This window comes from Rufibacter psychrotolerans, assembly GCF_016924645.1.
GTDB lineage: Bacteria > Bacteroidota > Bacteroidia > Cytophagales > Hymenobacteraceae > Nibribacter > Nibribacter psychrotolerans.
Map to the genome: position 1 here is coordinate 62,615 of NZ_JAFFJV010000007.1, position 16,726 is coordinate 79,340.

The window sequence follows — 16,726 nt, forward strand, 5'->3', positions numbered from 1 at the left end:
CTAATGTTCAGTTTCAATTCTTTATCTAAAGAGGCAGAAGCTTATTCAGCGTCAATTTTCTCCTGGATGCCTTCTTCCTCTGAGCGTTTTCTGTCAGAGTCTTCTTTGTCTACCTTGCGCTCAGACAGACCTTCTTCAATGGCGCGGCCAATCAAAGAAGTGATCAGGGCGATTGACTTAGAAGCGTCATCGTTAGCCGGGATTGGGAAGTCTACGGTCTCTGGGTTAGAGTTAGTATCCACAATCGCGAATACAGGCAGGTTCAGTTTCTGGGCTTCTTTGATGGCGATAGCCTCACGCTTCACGTCCACTACGAACAGAGCAGCTGGGAGACGAGACAGGTCAGCGATACCGCCCAACACACGCTCCAGTTTCTCACGCTCACGGTTCAACATCAGACGCTCACGTTTTGCCATAGCAGCGTAAGCGGTGTTGTCTTTCACCATTTTGTCAATGGTTGACATTTTCTTCAAAGACTTGCGTACCGTCTGGAAGTTAGTCAACATACCACCCAACCAACGGTCAGTCACATACGGCATCTTCAGGCGTTTTGCCTCTTCGGCCACAATGTCCTGCGCTTGTTTCTTGGTGGCAACAAACAAAATCTTACGGCCTGACTTGGCAATCTGCTTGATGGCAGAGGTAGCCTCGTCCAGGGAAGCAAGGGTTTTGTTCAGGTCAATGATGTGGATACCGTTTTTCTCCATGAAAATGTACGGAGCCATTTTAGGATCCCATTTTCTGGTAAGGTGGCCAAAGTGCACACCGGCGTCCAGTAAATCTTTATAAGTGGTATTAGCCATGATAGTGATACAGCTGATGATATATTAACGTTTAGAGAACTGGAAGGAACGACGGGCTTTGCGCTTACCGAATTTCTTACGCTCCACCATGCGTGGGTCGCGGGTTAAGAATCCTTCTTTTTTCAGGGCTGGACGGGTTTCCGCGTTTTCTTCCACCAAAGCCTTGGTGATCGCCAAACGCAGGGCTTCTGCCTGACCGGCTACGCCACCGCCTTTGATGTTCGCCTTAATGTCGTATTTGCCAACCGCGTCAATCAGCACCAGAGGCTGCTGCACAATGGTTTGCAATACTTCACTAGGGAAGTATTCCTTGATATCTCTATCGTTAATAGTGATATTCCCTTGCCCTGACGTCATGTAGATGCGCGCCACCGAGGTTTTTCTTCTACCAGATGTATTGAGAACTTCCATTAAATATGTCTAGTTATTTTGTAAGTTTTACTTGAACAGGCTGTTGTGCCTCATGCGGATGCTCAGCAGCAGCATACACGTACAGGTTACGGAATTGCTCACGGCCCAAACGAGTCTTAGGCAACATACCTTTCACCGCACGCTCTACCAACAGGGTAGAAGACTTGGCTTTCAGCTCACGGGGAGTGAAGGTCTTCTGACCACCTGGATAGCCAGTGTGCGTCACAAACGTCTTCTTATCCCACTTCTTGCCGGTCATTCTTACTTTGTCAGCGTTGATGACAATCACGTTGTCTCCGCAGTCAGCGTTAGGCGTGAAAGAAGGCTTGTTTTTGCCGCGAAGAATCATCGCGATCTGAGAGGCCACACGGCCAAGGGTTGAGTCTCCGGCGTCTATCACTACCCAGCCTTTGTTTGCGGCCGCCTTATTAACTGATAGCGTCTTATAACTTAAATGGTCCATTGTAAATGGTTAACAGGTGAAAAATGTATGCTTTTTCTTGAAAATGGTCACAAAGATACGCGCTTTCTTTTTGGCATGCAACAGTAACGGCATTTATTCCCCTGAAAATCAAGGGAATTTACCCAATGCAAGGGTAAATAGATTCTGATGACAGGCTTAGAATGAAGAAGTTAGGCCTAAGCGGTTAGGCGTTTCTTGCTCCTTTTTCTGAAAACAAGCCGAAAACCGCGTGGGCTCAAGGGATTGGAAAGGACAAACGTTGAGAGCAAATCAGCTTAGCTCTCTTCTGTGATGCTGGCATTTACCTGGCTCGATACTGAAGTCTTGTGACTTGGGATGACGCGAAAGCTACAGACTCGGCGGGAAATACGAGTTGGTTTGTTCGTTTCCTGTAAAAGGAACCTCCGTGCTGTGGTTAAATAAATTAGTTCAGGGGAGCGCAGGAACGGGCTTCGTACCTTAAATGGAAAGGTCTGTTTAGGATGTAAACCGGGGAAAGTGGTTCTGCAAACCTGGTTTCGCTGCGGGGCAGCGAGGGTAGTCAGAGACTACCCGGCATCCAGAGGCACGAGTCAGAGACTCGCGCCAGCGAAAGAAGGAATCTCTCAATGAAAACCATCAACAACCATCAACCAGATTCTTAGCCGTTTTTGCGGAGTAGCTTTAAAAGTACGTCAAAGTCTTTGGGGTACTCGGCGGTGACCAGGATGGGTTCACCGTTCAGTAACGTAAAGCCTAGTTGGTAGGAGTGGAGGGCGAAGCGCTTGATGAGGGGCTGTTCCTCGGTGTTTTTGGCCAAGTTGAACTTGCGTTTCAGGCTGGAGAGGAAAAGCGGTTCGCCGCCGTACATCTCGTCCTGCACAATAGGGGCTTTCAGGTAAGCCAGGTGCAGGCGAATCTGGTGCATGCGGCCAGTGATGGGTTTGCACTCCACCAGCGTGTGGCGGCCAAACTTCTCCAGAGTGGTGAAATAGGTCTGCGCGGGTTTGCCTTTGAAGGCCAGTTTGGCCACTCCCTTCAGGCCCGGCTGAATGGCGCGGTCTACCAACAGGTCTTTGAACTCATGGCTGCCCCAGGCCACCGCGTGGTACACCTTCTGCACCTGGCGGTTCTCAAACTGCATGGAAAGGTGCCGGTACGCCTCTGGGTTCTTCGCAATGGCCAGGCACCCGGAAGTCTCCTTGTCCAGGCGGTGGCAGGCCTGGGCATCTGGGTGGTAGTGGCGGGCCAGCGCCAGCAGGTTGGTAGCGTTGAGGGCGCGGTCTTCCAGGGTGGCCAGAAACGGAGGTTTGTTGACTACAATGTAATCGTCGTTTTCAAAAATAATTAAGTCGCTGAATGCGGGTACCTTCATAGAAATGGGTGTGTAGCCGCCGCCTGGCTTACTGTTTTTGCCCTGGTTTTACGCAAACAAAGCAAAAACAGTAAGCCAGGCGGCTTAGGCTGCAAAGGTACCTATAATTTTTGGCTTGCCGCGTGTGCGGGTTTTGGACCCAATTTCCAGAAAACCGGCCTAAATCTGCGCTAGACCTTTACCTTGGTGAGCTTGAAATGCAGGGTGGTGCCTTTGCCTACTTCGCTGGCAACCACAATCGTAGATTTATGGGCTTCCACGATGTGCTTGGAAATGGCCAGCCCCAGGCCCGAGCCCCCGCCCGAGCCATCGCGGGTGCGGCTCCGGTCTATGCGGTAAAAGCGCTCAAAGATGCGGTTCAGGTGCTCTTTGGGAATGCCCGGACCGTCATCACGCACGGTGACCAGGGTTTTCTTCTTCCCGTCCTGGAACGAGAGCCAGATGTTGCCGTCCTCAGAGCCGTATTTGATGGCGTTGTCAATAAGGTTGATCAGAACTTGCTTGATGCGGCCCCGGTCGCCCAGCACCTCAAAGCTCTCCTCGGGGGCGTTGAGCAGGTGAATGGTCATGTTCCGCGTGCGGGCTTTGCTCTCCAACTGCTCCAGCACTTCCAGGCCCAGTTCATTCAGGTCAAAAGGTGCTTTCTTCATCTGAATCACGCCTTTCTCCAGCTGCGAGATGGTGATGAGGTCCTGCACCAGGGTATCAAGGCCGTCCAGGCTGCGGGCGGCTTTCTTCAGGAACTTGTCGCGCACGCGCTCATCGTCCATGGCGCCATCCAGCAGGGTATGGATAAAGCCCTGGGCCGCGAAGATAGGGGTCTTGAGTTCGTGCGAAACGTCGGCCAGGAACTCGCGGCGCATGGCCTGCAGGCGCTTCAGCTCCTCAATCTCCTTCTGGTTCCGTTCGGCCAGGAGGTAAATCTCGTCTTTGATGCGCTGCAGCGGATCTGGCCTGAACAGGAACTTGCTGCTCATGCGCTTGAACTCCTTGCGCTTGAACTTCTCCAGGCTGCCGTAAATGTTGTTGATCTCCCTGAAGATGAGGGCCTCGTAGGAGAAATACACCAGTAAAAAGCAGGAGGAGAACGTAAGGGCCAGGGCCAGCACGCGCTGCTTAAAGCCCAGGTACGGTGAAACGGCCAGGTAGCAGGTGATGATCAGGGCCACCAGCAGCGAGATGATGAGGGCAATCTTCTGGGAACTCAGCTTGTGGTCTTTCTGAGTAGCGGCCAAGGGAGTAGGGGCAGCCGGTTTAGTCGGTGTTGAATTTGTAGCCAACGCCTTTAATGGTCTTAATCTGATCTTCGCCTATTTTTTCGCGCACTTTCCTGATGTGCACATCCACGGTGCGGGCAATGACAAACACATCGTTGCCCCACACGTTGTTCAACAACTCATCGCGGCTGAACACCTTGTTGGGCGTGTTCGCCAGGAAAGCCAGAAGCTCAAACTCCTTCTTGGGCAGCGTGATTTTCTGGTCGCCTTTGTGCACCATAAAGCTGGTGCGGTCAATGCGCAGCCCGCCAATCTCTATCACCTGCGACTGCTCGGGTTGGTTGTTGTCGCGGCGCACGTAGGCGCCCAACCGGCTGATGAGGGCGCGGGGCTTGATGGGCTTCACAATAAAATCATCGGCGCCGGCGTCAAAGGCGGCCACCTCAGAGAATTCCTCGCTGCGGGCGGTCAGGAACAGGATGTGAGTGCCCTTGAACTTGGGGTTGTCGCGCAACTGGCGGCAGGCGGTGATGCCGTCCATCACGGGCATCATCACGTCCAGCAGGATAATGTCTGGGTCTACTTTTTTGGCTACCTCCAGGGCCTGCTGGCCGTTCTCGGCGTGGGCCACCTCATAGCCTTCCTTCTCCAGGTTGTACTGTAACAACTCCACGATGTCTGGGTCATCGTCTACTACCAGAATCTTGTATTTGGCTGGCGTTTGCATAGGGGTATGCGGTTGGGTGGAAAGAGGGTTGCCTGTGCAATCTTCTTGTAGCCTCAGGCAAGGCGCGCAAAAGCGACCAGGCAGCCTGAAATTCAAGCCAAAGATAGACAAAGTCTTAACTAGATGTTAGGTGGCGGCAGGGAATTCATGTTAACAAATTGTTAGCAAGCCCCCTGCCGGGGCTACCTAGCCTTGGGCAGAAAGGCGCACTGTTTTACGCCGGCTTTTGGGAAAACGGCTCTAAAACAGCACCGCCGCCAGAGATGGGCTCCGGCGGCGGTGCTGTTGAGGGGCAATGGCTTATTTCACTACGTTCAGCCGGCCTTTGAGGCCGCTGTACTTGTACAGGTCTACTTTCACGGAACCCACAAACATCTCAGCCTGGAACATAACGGGAATCTTGTTCACGTCATCAGAGAAGTACACCGAGATGGCGTCTTCGCCGCTGAACAGCTTGTTCTTGGGCATTCTGGGCGTTAGGCGGTGCGCCCTGATCTTGCCGGCCTTGGTTTCTACCGTGGTCACGCCTTTGTAGGTAACGGTCATGTCAAACACCTCGTCGCCCAGAAAGCCCTGCATCCTGATGCTCTGGCCCGGCTTGTACCTGTCCAGGTCAAGGGTGCGCAGGTAATAGAAGCCGCTCACCATGTCCTGGGCATTGTCTGGCACTTTAAAGACCTGGTTCTTCTTTTCATCGCGGCTGTCGTTCACCACCACGGTATTGGTCTGGTGGTTAAAGTCGGTGGTTTCCTTGCGGCGGTACCGGCCTTCCTCAATGTTGCGGTAGAAACGCAGCGGCAGCATGGAGGAAGTGTCTATGTACGAGCTCCAGGTGTCCCTGATGCGATGGAAGAAGTCAAAGGAGCCGGTGGTCTTGCCGCTCACAGTGGCCTGGTAGCAGGGCCGGTTGTTGATGCGCTGCAGGTTAGGAGACACATGGATGGTGGCCTCACCGGCGTTGATGATGCCGTAGTGCACTTTGTATTGCAGCACCTCGCCCGGCCCGAAGCTGTCATTCTTCACCGTGCGCATGGTGTCATTGAGGGCAAAGCCGCTTAGCACCAATCCCAGTAGCGGGAGTACCAGCAGCAGTTGATGTTTTATTCGCATAAGCCAATCTTTCCAGTATGCCTGAAGCTATTCAAATGTCGTACCAAAACGCCGGGCAGCGGCAGGTACGCAAATGTATGGGTTTTCAGATGGAACGTACCTAAAACAGAAACGGCACCCCAAAAGGTGCCGTTTTGTGAAAAAAACTAAAGATTACTCGTTGTCTTCCAGGGCAGCGGCCACTTTTTCAGGCTCGCCTTTCACCAGGGCACGAATCTTATTCTCAATCTCCTGCATCAGCTCCTCGTTGTCTAACAGGAACTGCTTCACGGCGTCGCGGCCTTGGCCTAAGCGGTCGCCGTTGTAAGAGAACCAGGAACCAGATTTCTGTACCACGCCCAGGTCCACGCCCAGGTCAAGGATCTCGCCTACTTTGGAGATGCCCTCGCCGTACATGATGTCAAATTCCACCACTTTGAACGGAGGCGCCACTTTGTTCTTCACCACTTTCACCTTGGTGCGGTTACCCGTGATGCTGTCCGGACCCTCCTTGATCTGGCCAATGCGGCGGATATCCAGACGTACCGAAGCGTAGAACTTCAGGGCGTTACCACCGGTAGTGGTCTCTGGGTTACCGAACATCACGCCAATCTTCTCACGCAGCTGGTTGATGAAGATACACAAGCAGTTGGTCTTGTTGATGGTACCGGTCAGTTTACGCAGGGCCTGTGACATCAAACGGGCCTGAAGACCCATCTTGCTCTCGCCCATGTCGCCTTCCAGTTCGCCTTTAGGCACCAGGGCAGCCACGGAGTCAATCACGATGATGTCAATGGCACCGGAGCGGATCAGGTGGTCCGCGATCTCCAGAGCTTGCTCACCATTGTCTGGCTGGGCAATCAGCAGGTTCTCGGTATCTATGCCTAGTTTCTCAGCGTAGGTTTTGTCGAAAGCGTGCTCGGCGTCAATGAACGCGGCCAGGCCACCGGCTTTCTGTGCCTCCGCAATGCAGTGCATGGTAAGGGTGGTTTTACCGGAAGATTCTGGTCCGTAGATCTCCACCACACGGCCGCGGGGAAGACCTCCAATACCCAGGGCAATATCCAAGCCCAGGGAGCCCGTAGAAACGGCCGGAACGTCCTCCACCTGGTTATCGCTCAGCTTCATGACCGTACCTTTGCCGTAGGTCTTGTCCAGCTTGTCGATAGTGAGTTGGAGCGCTTTCAATTTTTCGCTGTTTACACTCATGTCTGTGTTTTCTTTGCTTAATTTTTGATGAATTTACGACTTCCTGAGCCAATCTGCAAGCGCTAACCGCGGCGTTTCAGCTGCTATCCAGACTTATTCCGGAGGTGTATATAGGAAACACCCAAAGTACCGGATTTGTGCCAAGATTTACTAGTTTTTTTAGTTATTTTTTTAGGTGTTTTGCTATTAAAACTAGCAAATCAGGCTTGGCCAAAGCCTGGAAAACCAGAGAAAGCACTTGCGGTCAGGGCCTTTTCCCGGCTTCTTTCACAACACCCATCGGGGGCAATTAGTTACAAGCCGGGCAGGTATTTTTAGCCTGGGCCCGGGCGGCGGGGGAAGAGGCTGGCCCTCAGGTTTTAAGCCTGTTTTACAGGAAATGGACCGGAAACGGGCCCACAGGCTCCGGCCGCTGAGGTGATTGTGGGGGCTGGCGGCCCCTTTCATTTCTTCTGGTTTTTTATCTATCTTTCGGGTTAGGGCAAGGGAGTTTCTGGAGTACTGTCTTGCCCTTTTCATTTGTTGCAGGATTCTGTTACCCTCAGGGTGTAAACGTACGTCTATGTCTAAAAAGTGGCTTACCACCGTGCTAGGAGCGTTTCTGGCGTCGCAAACGGCCTTTGCCCAGTTAAACAACCAGGCCCTGGAGGTCAGACAGCCGGTAAAACCCGACCAAACGGGAGAACTGCAACTGGGCCTCCAGGCGCTGGGCTACCAGAAGAACAACGAGTACTTCAATGACATCGCCGAAGGCTACACCCTCTTTGGGTACCACCTTAACCCGCGCCTGGTCTATTTTGCCTCGCCCACGGTGCGCATAGACGCCGGCGTGCAGGTGCAGAAAGACTTCGGCACCCGGGCGTATTCTCTGGTGCAGCCCACCTTCACCATCCGGTACGAGGAGAACGGCATGTCCCTGCTCTTCGGTACGCTGGAGGGGAACCTGAACCACGGTTACATAGAGCCGCTCTATGACTTTGAGCGGGTCATCACCAACCGCCTGGAGAACGGCCTGCAGTTCCTGCTCAACAAGCCCGGCGTAAAGCTGGACGCCTGGATTGACTGGCAGCGCTACCTACGGCGCATGGACCCTTTCCAGGAGGAAGTGGCGGGCGGCGCCTCGGCGGAGCTCACGCTCTACCGCACCCCGGTTCAGCTGGGTTCTGCGGAAAGCGGCCCCGAAACGGAAACTTACCTGGGGCTGCCGCTGCAGTTCACGGCCCAGCACCGGGGCGGCCAGATTGACGCCAGCGACCTGCCGCTGGTGACCTTCGTCAACGCGGCGGCGGGCTTGGTGATCCGGAAGAACTATAACCGCAAGGTGCTCAAGGCGCTGCACTTTCAGCCATATGTGGTGGGCTGGAAGGATTTCTCCAATGAGAAGAACCAGGCTTTCCGGCAGGGCACTGGCATCTACCTCAACGCGGGCATTGACACCAAGTACCAGAACGTGATGCTGAGCTACTGGCAGGGCAACGGCTACTACGCCGAACTGGGGGGCAAACTCTTCCAGTCGGTGTCTACCAACTTCAAGTCACCGGGCTATACCAACAAGCTGCGGCGGCTCTTCATCCTGCGGCTCATGCATGACATTGAACTCATGCAGGGGCTTTCCCTCACCCTGCGCCTGGAGCCCTACTATGACCTGGAGCAGCCCAAGCTGGAGTTCTCCAACAGCCTGTACCTGAACTTCAACACCGATTTCTTCCTGACCCGGCTTAAGAAACGGTAAAACGGTTTTGGGCCCGTTTTCTGGAAAACAGCCCTGAAACACCTCTTTACAGCGAGGCGGCGTTGGGGTCTTCTTTCTTCATCTGGTACACATGGATGAGGCGGGGCTGGGGCGTGGGGGTGTCCTGCGCTACGGGAGCGTACTTCTTCAGGAGCGTGAAGCCGGCCCGCTCTGCCACGCGCTGGCTTTTGAGGTTGGTGTCGGCGCAGCGGAGGTTCACGCTTTCCATCTGCAGCACCTGAAAGGCGTAGCGGGTCATGGCCAGCAGGGCCTCGGTGGCGTATCCCTGGCCTTCGGCCTGCGCCCCCAGGTAGTACCCCACCTCAGAGAAAGGCTTGCCCCGCGCCAGCCGGCGCAAGGTGATGTCGCCAATGTAATCGCCCTCTTCCTTCCGCCAGATCCCAAAACTGTACAGGTCGCCGGCCTTGTGTTGGGAGATGAACACCCTGAGCCGGTTCTGGGCATCTTCCAGGCTTTTGACGGCCGAGGTGCGGTCGGGGAAATCGGGCATGAGCCGGGCCCTGTTCTTGTGCAGCAGCCGCCAGAAGTCCAGCGCCATCTCCAGCGTGTAGGGCCTTATCCAGAGTCTTTGGGTGGCAAAATCAGGGGCGGAAATGGCGGAGGTGAGCGGTAACGGCATAAGCTTTGAAAATAACCCTCCCAATTGTACGGGGCAACTCCGGCGCAGGTGCCCAAATCCGGGTTTTTTGTGGCCTCGGCAGGAGGAGGCCGCCTTAACGGGGCCGGGCCAGACGGCCAAAGGAACACCGCCCGCTAGATTGCCGTAGACAAAGGCCACCTCTCTGAGCGGAAACAGCAGGGATACTTTGGCGTAATTTGTTCACATGCGGGTTAAAAGCCACACACAGTCATTACAGGAATACGGCCGCGGAATCATTGGCGGGTTGTTGTTCAGCCTGCCCATGCTGTACACCATGGAAGTCTGGTGGACCAGCTTTGAGGTGTCGCCGTGGCAGTTGGTGCTGTACGTGGTGGTCACTTTTGTGCTGCTGCTGGGCTACAACACCTATGCCGGCCTGCGCAGCACGGCCTCCTGGAAAGAGGTGGTGGTAGACTCTGTGGAAGAGATGGGCCTGGGGCTGGTGCTGGCGTTTCTGTTTCTGTGGCTCCTGGGCGTGGCCAACCTGGAGGAAATGTCTTTGGAGCGGATTGTGTACATGACGGTGGTGGAAGCCATGCCGGTGGCCATTGGGGTGTCGGTGGGCACGGCGCAGTTGGGTACCTCCGGCGAAGACGAGGAAGAAGAGGATACCAGAAAGGAACGGGACGCGGGCCGGCTCCTCCAGCAAGACAACGGGCAGGCCTCCACCAAAGAGCAGATTTTTCTGGCCACCTGCGCCGGGATGCTGTTTGCGGCCAACGTTGCCCCCACCGATGAGGTCATGAGCATTGCCTCTAACGCCACGCCGGTTCAACTGCTGTTCATGTTCCTGATGTCGCTGGCGCTGAGCGGCGGCATCTTGTTTTACGTGGGGTTCAGGGGCGCGTATGAAACCCCCGCCAACGAGCCGCCCAATGCCCTGGAAGTACTCTGGGGCCTGAGCATCACGTACGCCACCGCTTTCTGTGTTTCGGCGGGCGCGCTATGGTTCTTCGGGAGGTTTGAGGGCACCGGCGTGCAGGTCTGCATAGAGGCCACCGTAGTACTGGCCCTGGTCTCCTCCTTGGGTGCCTCTGCCGGGCGGTTCCTGTTAGACCAAGAGTATAAATAAGAAAGAACCAGAATGAAGAAGAATAAGCTTGAATGGGTAATCTTTGGCGCCAGTGTGTTGCTTATTCTTGGTCTGATTGGGTACCTGGGCGTGAAGGCGTTCCACTACCAACACACCCCACCCGACCTACGCGTAGAAGTACTGGCCGAAACAGACAAGCTCAACCGAAACGTGTACCGCCTGGAACTGGTGAACCTGGGTGAACAAACCGCCGAGAACGTGTCGGTGGAGATTACGCTGCAGCAGCAGGGAAAAGAGGTGGACAAAGCCGAGGCCCTGTTTCCCCTGGCCCCCAAAGAGAGCATGCAGCAAGCCTGGGTCACGTTCAGAACTCCCCCGCAGGAGGGGCAGAAACTAAAGGTGCAGATCCTGGGATATAACAAACCGTAAAAGCACGAAGCCCCGGGGCCGGCTACTTTCTAGCCGCCCCGGGGCTTCGCGGGTAATCCCGGACAAGGAAACCCTTCTACTCGGGTGCCAGATTTCCCAGTTTTGTTATTGGTTCAGGAAAGGATAGTTGTACTGCAGCGGGCTGCCTAGCTGCTGTAAGCGGGCAATTACTTCCATGGAGTGGGCAATCTCATTGAAGTACTCCAACCGCCGGATCAGTTGCTCTTTCAGGAGCACGGTGCCGTCTGGCGTGCGCATGTAGGCGCGTTTGTCTTCCAGAATCTTGTGCATCACCTCAGAAACGCGCTTGCCTTCCTGCATGTACAGGTCATGGAACTCCACCAGGGCATCAAACCCGTCCCTGGTGACCCGGCAGGGAAAACCGGCATGGGTCAGGACATCGCACAGCAGGTTCACCTCCAGGGGCATGGAAATGTGGTAAGGGGTGGTGCGTACATCCAGGCCTCTCTTGATGTAGGAAAAGATAGTTTCCAGGTTGTTCTCAAAGCGTTCGTACAGGGCTGCTGCTTCCATGTTGGGGTATAGATTTGATAAATCAGGGGCAAAAATAAACAAAGCTGCCTCTTTTACACCACTAACGGCAATTGGGTTCTGCCTACTTCAGGCGTTTAGGGGCTACTTTTGAGAAAAGCGGCCTAAAACAGGCACAAACAGAAGGTACCAGCCTGATTGGTTCACCCAGAAAGCTGCCGGCGCACAAGCCAGAAGCATCTGCAAAGGCACGAATGCTTAATGGAAGTAAGACAACCTCCAGAGGAGCAAGCCTGCGTTTTAGGCCGGTTTTCTGGAAAAAGCGCTAAAATAGAATTAGAGCAGCCCCTGGATGATTTGCTCCACCGTGATGCCCTCGGCCTCGGCTTTGAAGTTGCGCACCAGACGGTGGCGCAGGATAGGAACGGCTACGGCCTGCACGTCTTCAATGTCGGGGGAGTATTTGCCCCGGATGAGCGCGTTGCACTTGGCGCCCATGATGAGGTGCTGCGAAGCCCGGGGGCCGGCGCCCCACTCCAGATACTGGTTGGTCTGGGTGCCCGCCAGCGGGGTGTTGGGGCGGGTCTTGTGCACCAGCTTTACGGCGTAATCCACCACGTTGTCGGTGACGGGCACGCGGCGAACCAGTTGCTGGAAGGCGGTGATCTCCTCGGCGTGCAGGATCACCTCCGGGGTGTGTTGGCGGTCGCCGGTGGTGTTTTTCACAATCTGCAGCTCGGCCTCGTAGCTGGGGTAGGAGAGGGCCACATGGAACATGAAGCGGTCCAGCTGCGCCTCGGGCAGGGGATAGGTGCCTTCCTGCTCAATGGGGTTCTGGGTGGCCAGCACGAAGAAAGGACGGGGCAGGTTGTAGTGGTGCCCGGCCACGGTGACCGAGTACTCCTGCATGGCCTCCAGCAGCGCCGCCTGGGTTTTGGGCGGGGTACGGTTGATCTCATCGGCCAAAACAATATTGGCGAACACCGGGCCTTTTACAAACTGGAAGTGGCGGTTCTGGTCCAGCGTTTCTGAGCCTAGAATATCAGAAGGCATCAAATCTGGGGTGAACTGCACCCGGTTGAACGAGAGGTCCAGCGAGTTGGAGATGGTCTGGATGAGGAGGGTCTTGGCCAGGCCCGGCACCCCCACCAAAAGACAATGCCCCTGACAGAAAACAGCAGTCAGCACCAGTTTAACCACTTCCTCCTGGCCAATGATGGTCTGGGAGATCTCGTCGGTCAGACGTTTGTAGGCATGGTGAAGCGCATCTGCGGCTTCTCTGTCAGAGGCAAATGGAGGCATAGCAGGGAGGATTAGTCGTCTAAACTACAGGTTTTAAAATCAGGAACAATGTCTACAAACACGGTATCCTTGTTTTTTTCAAACCACTCGTTAATGGCCCGGTTCCGTTTGTCGGCCAGGGCGGCGGCGGCAATCTTCTGATAGTCGTCTTGCAGGTTGGCCTGGTGCGGCGCCGTCTTTGACTTCAGGTAAAGGATGCGCATGGCTTCCTTGCCGTCTTCAGTGCGGTACGGGAGCGGCCCGCTGATGTCGCCTACCTTCATGGTGTCAATCACGAAGAACACCGAGGGGTCCAGCTTGTCTACCGGAATGTACGTGGTAGGGCTGCCGGCCAGGGTGATCATGCCGCCGTTTCCTTTGGTGGCCATGTCGTCTGAGAAATCCTTGGCTGCTTTGGCAAAAGAAATGCTGTCGGCCAGGATACGGGTGCGGATGCTGTCCAGCAGGTGCGCTGTCTGCTGCACGTCTACCTGAGCGGTGGCCGGCTTGATGAGGATGTGGCGGGTGTTGTACTCCTCGCCGCGGCGCTCAATCAACTGGATGATGTGGAACCCGAACATGGACTCCGTTACCGGCGAGATCTCGCCGGGCTGCAGTTTCAGGGCCGCGGCCTCGTACTCGGGTACCAGTTCGCGCTTCTTGAAGAAGCCCAGTTCGCCGCCCTGCGAGCCGGAGCCGGGGTCTTGTGAGTACTGGCGGGCCAGTGTGGCAAAGTCTTCCCCGGCCACAATGCGCTTGCGGATGGCTTCCAGCTGCTCGCGGGCCGCTTGCTTCTGGGCGGTACCAATCTGGGCGATCTTCACAATCTGACCCACTTCCACCTCGGTGGAGAAGTAAGGCAGGCTGTCTTTGGGAATACGGTTGAAATACCGCTGCACTTCTTTGGGCGTAACTTTGATCTTGCCTGAGATCTCGCGCTCCATTTTCTGCACGGTCAGCTGCTCGGTAAGGCTCCGGCGCAGATCACTCCTGATCTCGCTCATGGGTTTGTTGTAGTACTCCTCCAGGCGCTCTGGGCTGCCAATCTGGGCTACAAACTGATTCAGGCGGCCTTCCAGCTCAGCGTTGATGGTGCTTTCCTCCACAATCACAGAGTCTACCTCGGCGCGGGCCAGCAACAGTTTGTTCTGCACCAAAGACCTCAGGATCTCGCAGCGCAGGTTGGGCGACTTGTAGCCCTGTCCCACGGCGTTTGCGTACTGGAACTCCAGTTCTGAGCGCAGAATGATGTGCCCCCCCACTTTGGCGACAATGTTGTCTACCAACGTAGCTTGCTGGGCTTCTGCCCGTTGCGCAAAGGAAGCCAGCACGCAAACGGCAAGAATGGTTTTAAAAAAGGAATTAAAAGAAATCTTAACTTTCATGGTATTCTGTATAGCGGTAGCTATCTATAGAACCGCTTCTCTTGCAAAATAGTATAGTGGTGAACGGACAAAGCTAGGCAAAGCGCTGCACTAAAGGAAACTTCTGCCGGGCTTAGTTCTTAATAAGCTTCTGTACTTCTGGCTGGTTCACGCTCACCGGGTATTTTTGGCGGAGTTCCTTGATCCACTCCTGCTCCAGGTGGTTCTGGTAGTCAGAGATTACCAGGCCGCGGGTTTCGCTCAGTTTCTTGGGGGCCGGGGCCTCTACCTGGTCAATCCTGATCCAGATGGAGCGGCCATCCTGGGTAAGGGTGTAGGTGCCCGGTTTCCAGGTTACGCCGTCCAGCACTTTGTTCTCGCCGCGCTGGAACTTGCGGGAAGTCACCTGCAGGGCCAGTGGGTTGCTCTGGTTCAGTTGCTCGGCCAAGGCCTGCAGGTCTGAGGTGTACACCTTTAGGGCTACCCGGCGCGAGGTTGAACGACCCGCAGCCGGTATCAGCTGAATAGCCTCCTGGTCAACCCCTTTCTGCTGCAGATAGTTCTTCACGGCGGTGGCCCGGCGGGTGGCCAGGTTGGCGTTCTTTCTGTTGGCTGCCTCGCGGGTGTCTGCGTAGCCGGTGAGCTCCAGCACCAGGGCCGTGTCTGCCTGCAGGGTGGCGGCCAACTGATCTAACTGGGCCGTGGCAGCTTTAGAAAGGTTGTCGGTGCCGGCGGTGAAGGTGATGTCTGGCTGCTTGTGGCGCTGTGACAGGAACCTGCCCTGGGCCATCTGGGCCTGGGCTTGCTCCAAAATGGCGGGAGTGGCCGCGCTCAGGATGGTGGCCTGCGCCCGCTCGCCCCACATGTACTTGTCCTGGTTGGCCTCAAAGAAGGCTTTCAGCCCCACGGTGTCTTCCACGGCTTTCGCCCAGACTTTCTCCTCCATCAGCTGGAACAGCAAGATACCGTCGTGATACTCGTTCACCAGCATGCGGTAATCCTGGTGCTTTTCGGCCAGGTGTTCGCGCTCATAGTTGAGCAGGCTGGTCTCCACAAACTTGTCGTAGAGCAGGTTCATGGCGTGGGTCGCAGAGGCGTTCTGGCGCGGACGCTGGTTGGCCTCAATGTAGGTGGCAAAAGCCCCTACGGTAAACGGCTGCCCGTTAATGCTGAAAAGCGTGGCAGAAGGCAGGTTCTTGGGCTCAGCGGGCACATTGAATTTCCATTTGCCGGCCAGCAGGGTAGAGTCGGCCAGGCGCAGGGTGGCTTCCTTGATGTTCTGGTTTTCCTGGAACTTGTTCTCGGTTTTGATGCGGCGCAGGAACGCGGCCTTGTTCAGCTCTGAGCGGGAGTCTTTGGCAATGCGGTTGCGCAGCGAAGTCTCCATTTCTTCATAGGTGGGCAGTTCCTTGCGCTCCAGGAGTTTGATAATGTGCCAGCCATACGGCGTCTGGATGGGGGCCGAGATGGCGCCCGGCTTGGCCAGCGTGAAGGCGGCCTCCTCAAAGGAAGGAATCATGCGGCCGGTGCCAAACCACGGCAGTTCGCCGCCGTTCTCGGCCGAGGCGGCATCCTCAGAGAACTGCGAGGCCAGCTTGTTCCAGTCTTCCTTGCGCTGCACGCGGCTGTAGATCTCGTCAATCTTTTTCTTGGCGGCCACGGAGTCGGCCTTGGGCAGGCCCTGTTGTGCCCGCACCATGATGTGCGCCACCTTGATCTCGCCCTGGGCCGGGCGCACGTCGTTCACCTTGATGATGTGGTACCCAAAGCGCGTTCTTACCGGCTCTGAGATTTGCCCCACCGGGGTGTTGTAGGCGGCGTTCTCAAACGGGTACACCATCTGCAGCGCCGTGAAGTAGCCCAGGTTGCCGCCGTTCTCGCGGGCCGAGGGGTCTTCTGAGAACCGCTGGGCCAGGGCCTCAAACGAGGTGCCGCTCAGCGCCTGCTGCCGCAGGTCGGTGATTTTCTGGTAGGCGGCCAGGGTGTCTTTGGGGTCTGCCTCGGGGTCTACCGTGATCAGGAGGTGGGTGGCGTTTACCTCTTTCTTGAGGCGCTCGTAAGCCTCGCGCACCAGTTGGTCGGTGACGCTTTTCTCCGTGAGGTAGGGTTGCGCCAGTTGCTCTTTGTAGCCGTTCAGCTCGCTCTTAAAGGCCTGGGTGGTGTCAAGCCCCCGGCTTTTGGCCTCGGCCACCTTCAGCTTGAAGTTGGTGTAGAGGTTGAGGTACTCGTTAACGTTGGCGCTGGTGTACGCGCTGTCTGCTGAGCCGTTGTTCTTCTCATACACGTAGGCAAACTCAGAGACGGGGACCCTTTCGGGGCCAATGGTCAGCAGGGCAGGTTCAGCAGACTTCTTGGGAGAAGTGCATTGGAAGAGGAGCAGGGCGCCTAGGCCCACATACAAAGAGGAAACTCGCATAGGTATCAGCAAAATGCAACAGGAAGGGGCGCGCAGGGCTTCCCT

Annotated in this window: 16 protein-coding genes; 3 read left to right on the forward strand and 13 right to left on the reverse strand. The window is 55.7% G+C overall.

What is annotated here, in order from left to right; all coding sequences use genetic code 11:
* Positions 1-41: 41 nt before the first annotated feature.
* The 8 genes from rpsB to recA all read right to left on the reverse strand — a co-directional run bounded on the left by rpsB (position 42) and on the right by recA (position 7,273).
* Complete coding sequence (gene rpsB, locus JT718_RS08395) at positions 42-803, reverse strand: 30S ribosomal protein S2 (RefSeq protein WP_205501782.1); 762 nt, start codon at positions 801-803, stop codon at positions 42-44.
* A gap of 24 nt (positions 804-827) precedes the next feature.
* Complete coding sequence (rpsI, locus tag JT718_RS08400) at positions 828-1,214, reverse strand: 30S ribosomal protein S9 (RefSeq protein ID WP_205501783.1); 387 nt, start codon at positions 1,212-1,214, stop codon at positions 828-830.
* Between the two features lie 13 nt (positions 1,215-1,227).
* On the reverse strand, positions 1,228-1,677 hold the full coding sequence (rplM, locus tag JT718_RS08405) for a 50S ribosomal protein L13 (protein WP_205501784.1): 450 nt from the start codon (positions 1,675-1,677) through the stop codon (positions 1,228-1,230).
* Positions 1,678-2,317: 640 nt separating this feature from the next.
* Positions 2,318-3,031, reverse strand: a complete 714-nt coding sequence (locus JT718_RS08410) for an RluA family pseudouridine synthase (protein WP_205501785.1) — start codon at positions 3,029-3,031, stop codon at positions 2,318-2,320.
* Between the two features lie 170 nt (positions 3,032-3,201).
* On the reverse strand, positions 3,202-4,266 hold the full coding sequence (locus JT718_RS08415; protein ID WP_240337003.1) for a sensor histidine kinase: 1,065 nt from the start codon (positions 4,264-4,266) through the stop codon (positions 3,202-3,204).
* A gap of 19 nt (positions 4,267-4,285) precedes the next feature.
* Positions 4,286-4,975: a response regulator transcription factor gene (locus tag JT718_RS08420; protein WP_205501786.1), complete on the reverse strand. Its 690-nt coding sequence runs from the start codon at positions 4,973-4,975 to the stop codon at positions 4,286-4,288.
* Positions 4,976-5,275: 300 nt separating this feature from the next.
* A complete protein-coding gene (locus JT718_RS08425; RefSeq protein ID WP_205501787.1) occupies positions 5,276-6,085 on the reverse strand; it encodes a DUF3108 domain-containing protein in 810 nt (269 codons plus the stop codon).
* Between the two features lie 153 nt (positions 6,086-6,238).
* The gene (recA, locus tag JT718_RS08430; protein ID WP_205501788.1) at positions 6,239-7,273 is read right to left on the reverse strand and encodes a recombinase RecA; all 1,035 of its coding nucleotides are present in this window, start codon (positions 7,271-7,273) and stop codon (positions 6,239-6,241) included.
* 562 nt (positions 7,274-7,835) lie between these two features.
* Here recA and JT718_RS08435 point away from each other — a divergent pair.
* Positions 7,836-9,005: a lipid A deacylase gene (locus JT718_RS08435; RefSeq protein ID WP_240337004.1), complete on the forward strand. Its 1,170-nt coding sequence runs from the start codon at positions 7,836-7,838 to the stop codon at positions 9,003-9,005.
* Between the two features lie 46 nt (positions 9,006-9,051).
* On the opposite strand, the gene JT718_RS08440 is transcribed toward JT718_RS08435, so the two are convergent.
* Positions 9,052-9,645 (reverse strand): GNAT family N-acetyltransferase, encoded by a 594-nt coding sequence (locus JT718_RS08440; protein WP_205501789.1) that lies wholly within the window; start codon positions 9,643-9,645, stop codon positions 9,052-9,054.
* Between the two features lie 205 nt (positions 9,646-9,850).
* Between JT718_RS08440 and JT718_RS08445 the strand changes: the two genes are divergently transcribed.
* Positions 9,851-10,738: a TIGR02587 family membrane protein gene (locus tag JT718_RS08445; protein ID WP_205501790.1), complete on the forward strand. Its 888-nt coding sequence runs from the start codon at positions 9,851-9,853 to the stop codon at positions 10,736-10,738.
* A gap of 12 nt (positions 10,739-10,750) precedes the next feature.
* Complete coding sequence (locus JT718_RS08450) at positions 10,751-11,128, forward strand: hypothetical protein (protein ID WP_205501791.1); 378 nt, start codon at positions 10,751-10,753, stop codon at positions 11,126-11,128.
* Positions 11,129-11,233: 105 nt separating this feature from the next.
* Here the strand turns inward: JT718_RS08450 and JT718_RS08455 are convergent, their stop codons facing one another.
* The 4 genes from JT718_RS08455 to JT718_RS08470 all read right to left on the reverse strand — a co-directional run bounded on the left by JT718_RS08455 (position 11,234) and on the right by JT718_RS08470 (position 16,681).
* Positions 11,234-11,662, reverse strand: coding sequence for a hypothetical protein (locus tag JT718_RS08455; protein WP_205501792.1), 429 nt, complete (start codon positions 11,660-11,662; stop codon positions 11,234-11,236).
* Between the two features lie 294 nt (positions 11,663-11,956).
* Positions 11,957-12,922 (reverse strand): AAA family ATPase, encoded by a 966-nt coding sequence (locus JT718_RS08460; protein ID WP_205501793.1) that lies wholly within the window; start codon positions 12,920-12,922, stop codon positions 11,957-11,959.
* An 11-nt stretch (positions 12,923-12,933) separates the two neighbouring features.
* Positions 12,934-14,286, reverse strand: coding sequence for a peptidylprolyl isomerase (locus JT718_RS08465; protein WP_205501794.1), 1,353 nt, complete (start codon positions 14,284-14,286; stop codon positions 12,934-12,936).
* Positions 14,287-14,398: 112 nt separating this feature from the next.
* A complete protein-coding gene (locus tag JT718_RS08470; protein ID WP_205501795.1) occupies positions 14,399-16,681 on the reverse strand; it encodes a peptidylprolyl isomerase in 2,283 nt (760 codons plus the stop codon).
* Positions 16,682-16,726 lie beyond the last annotated feature (45 nt).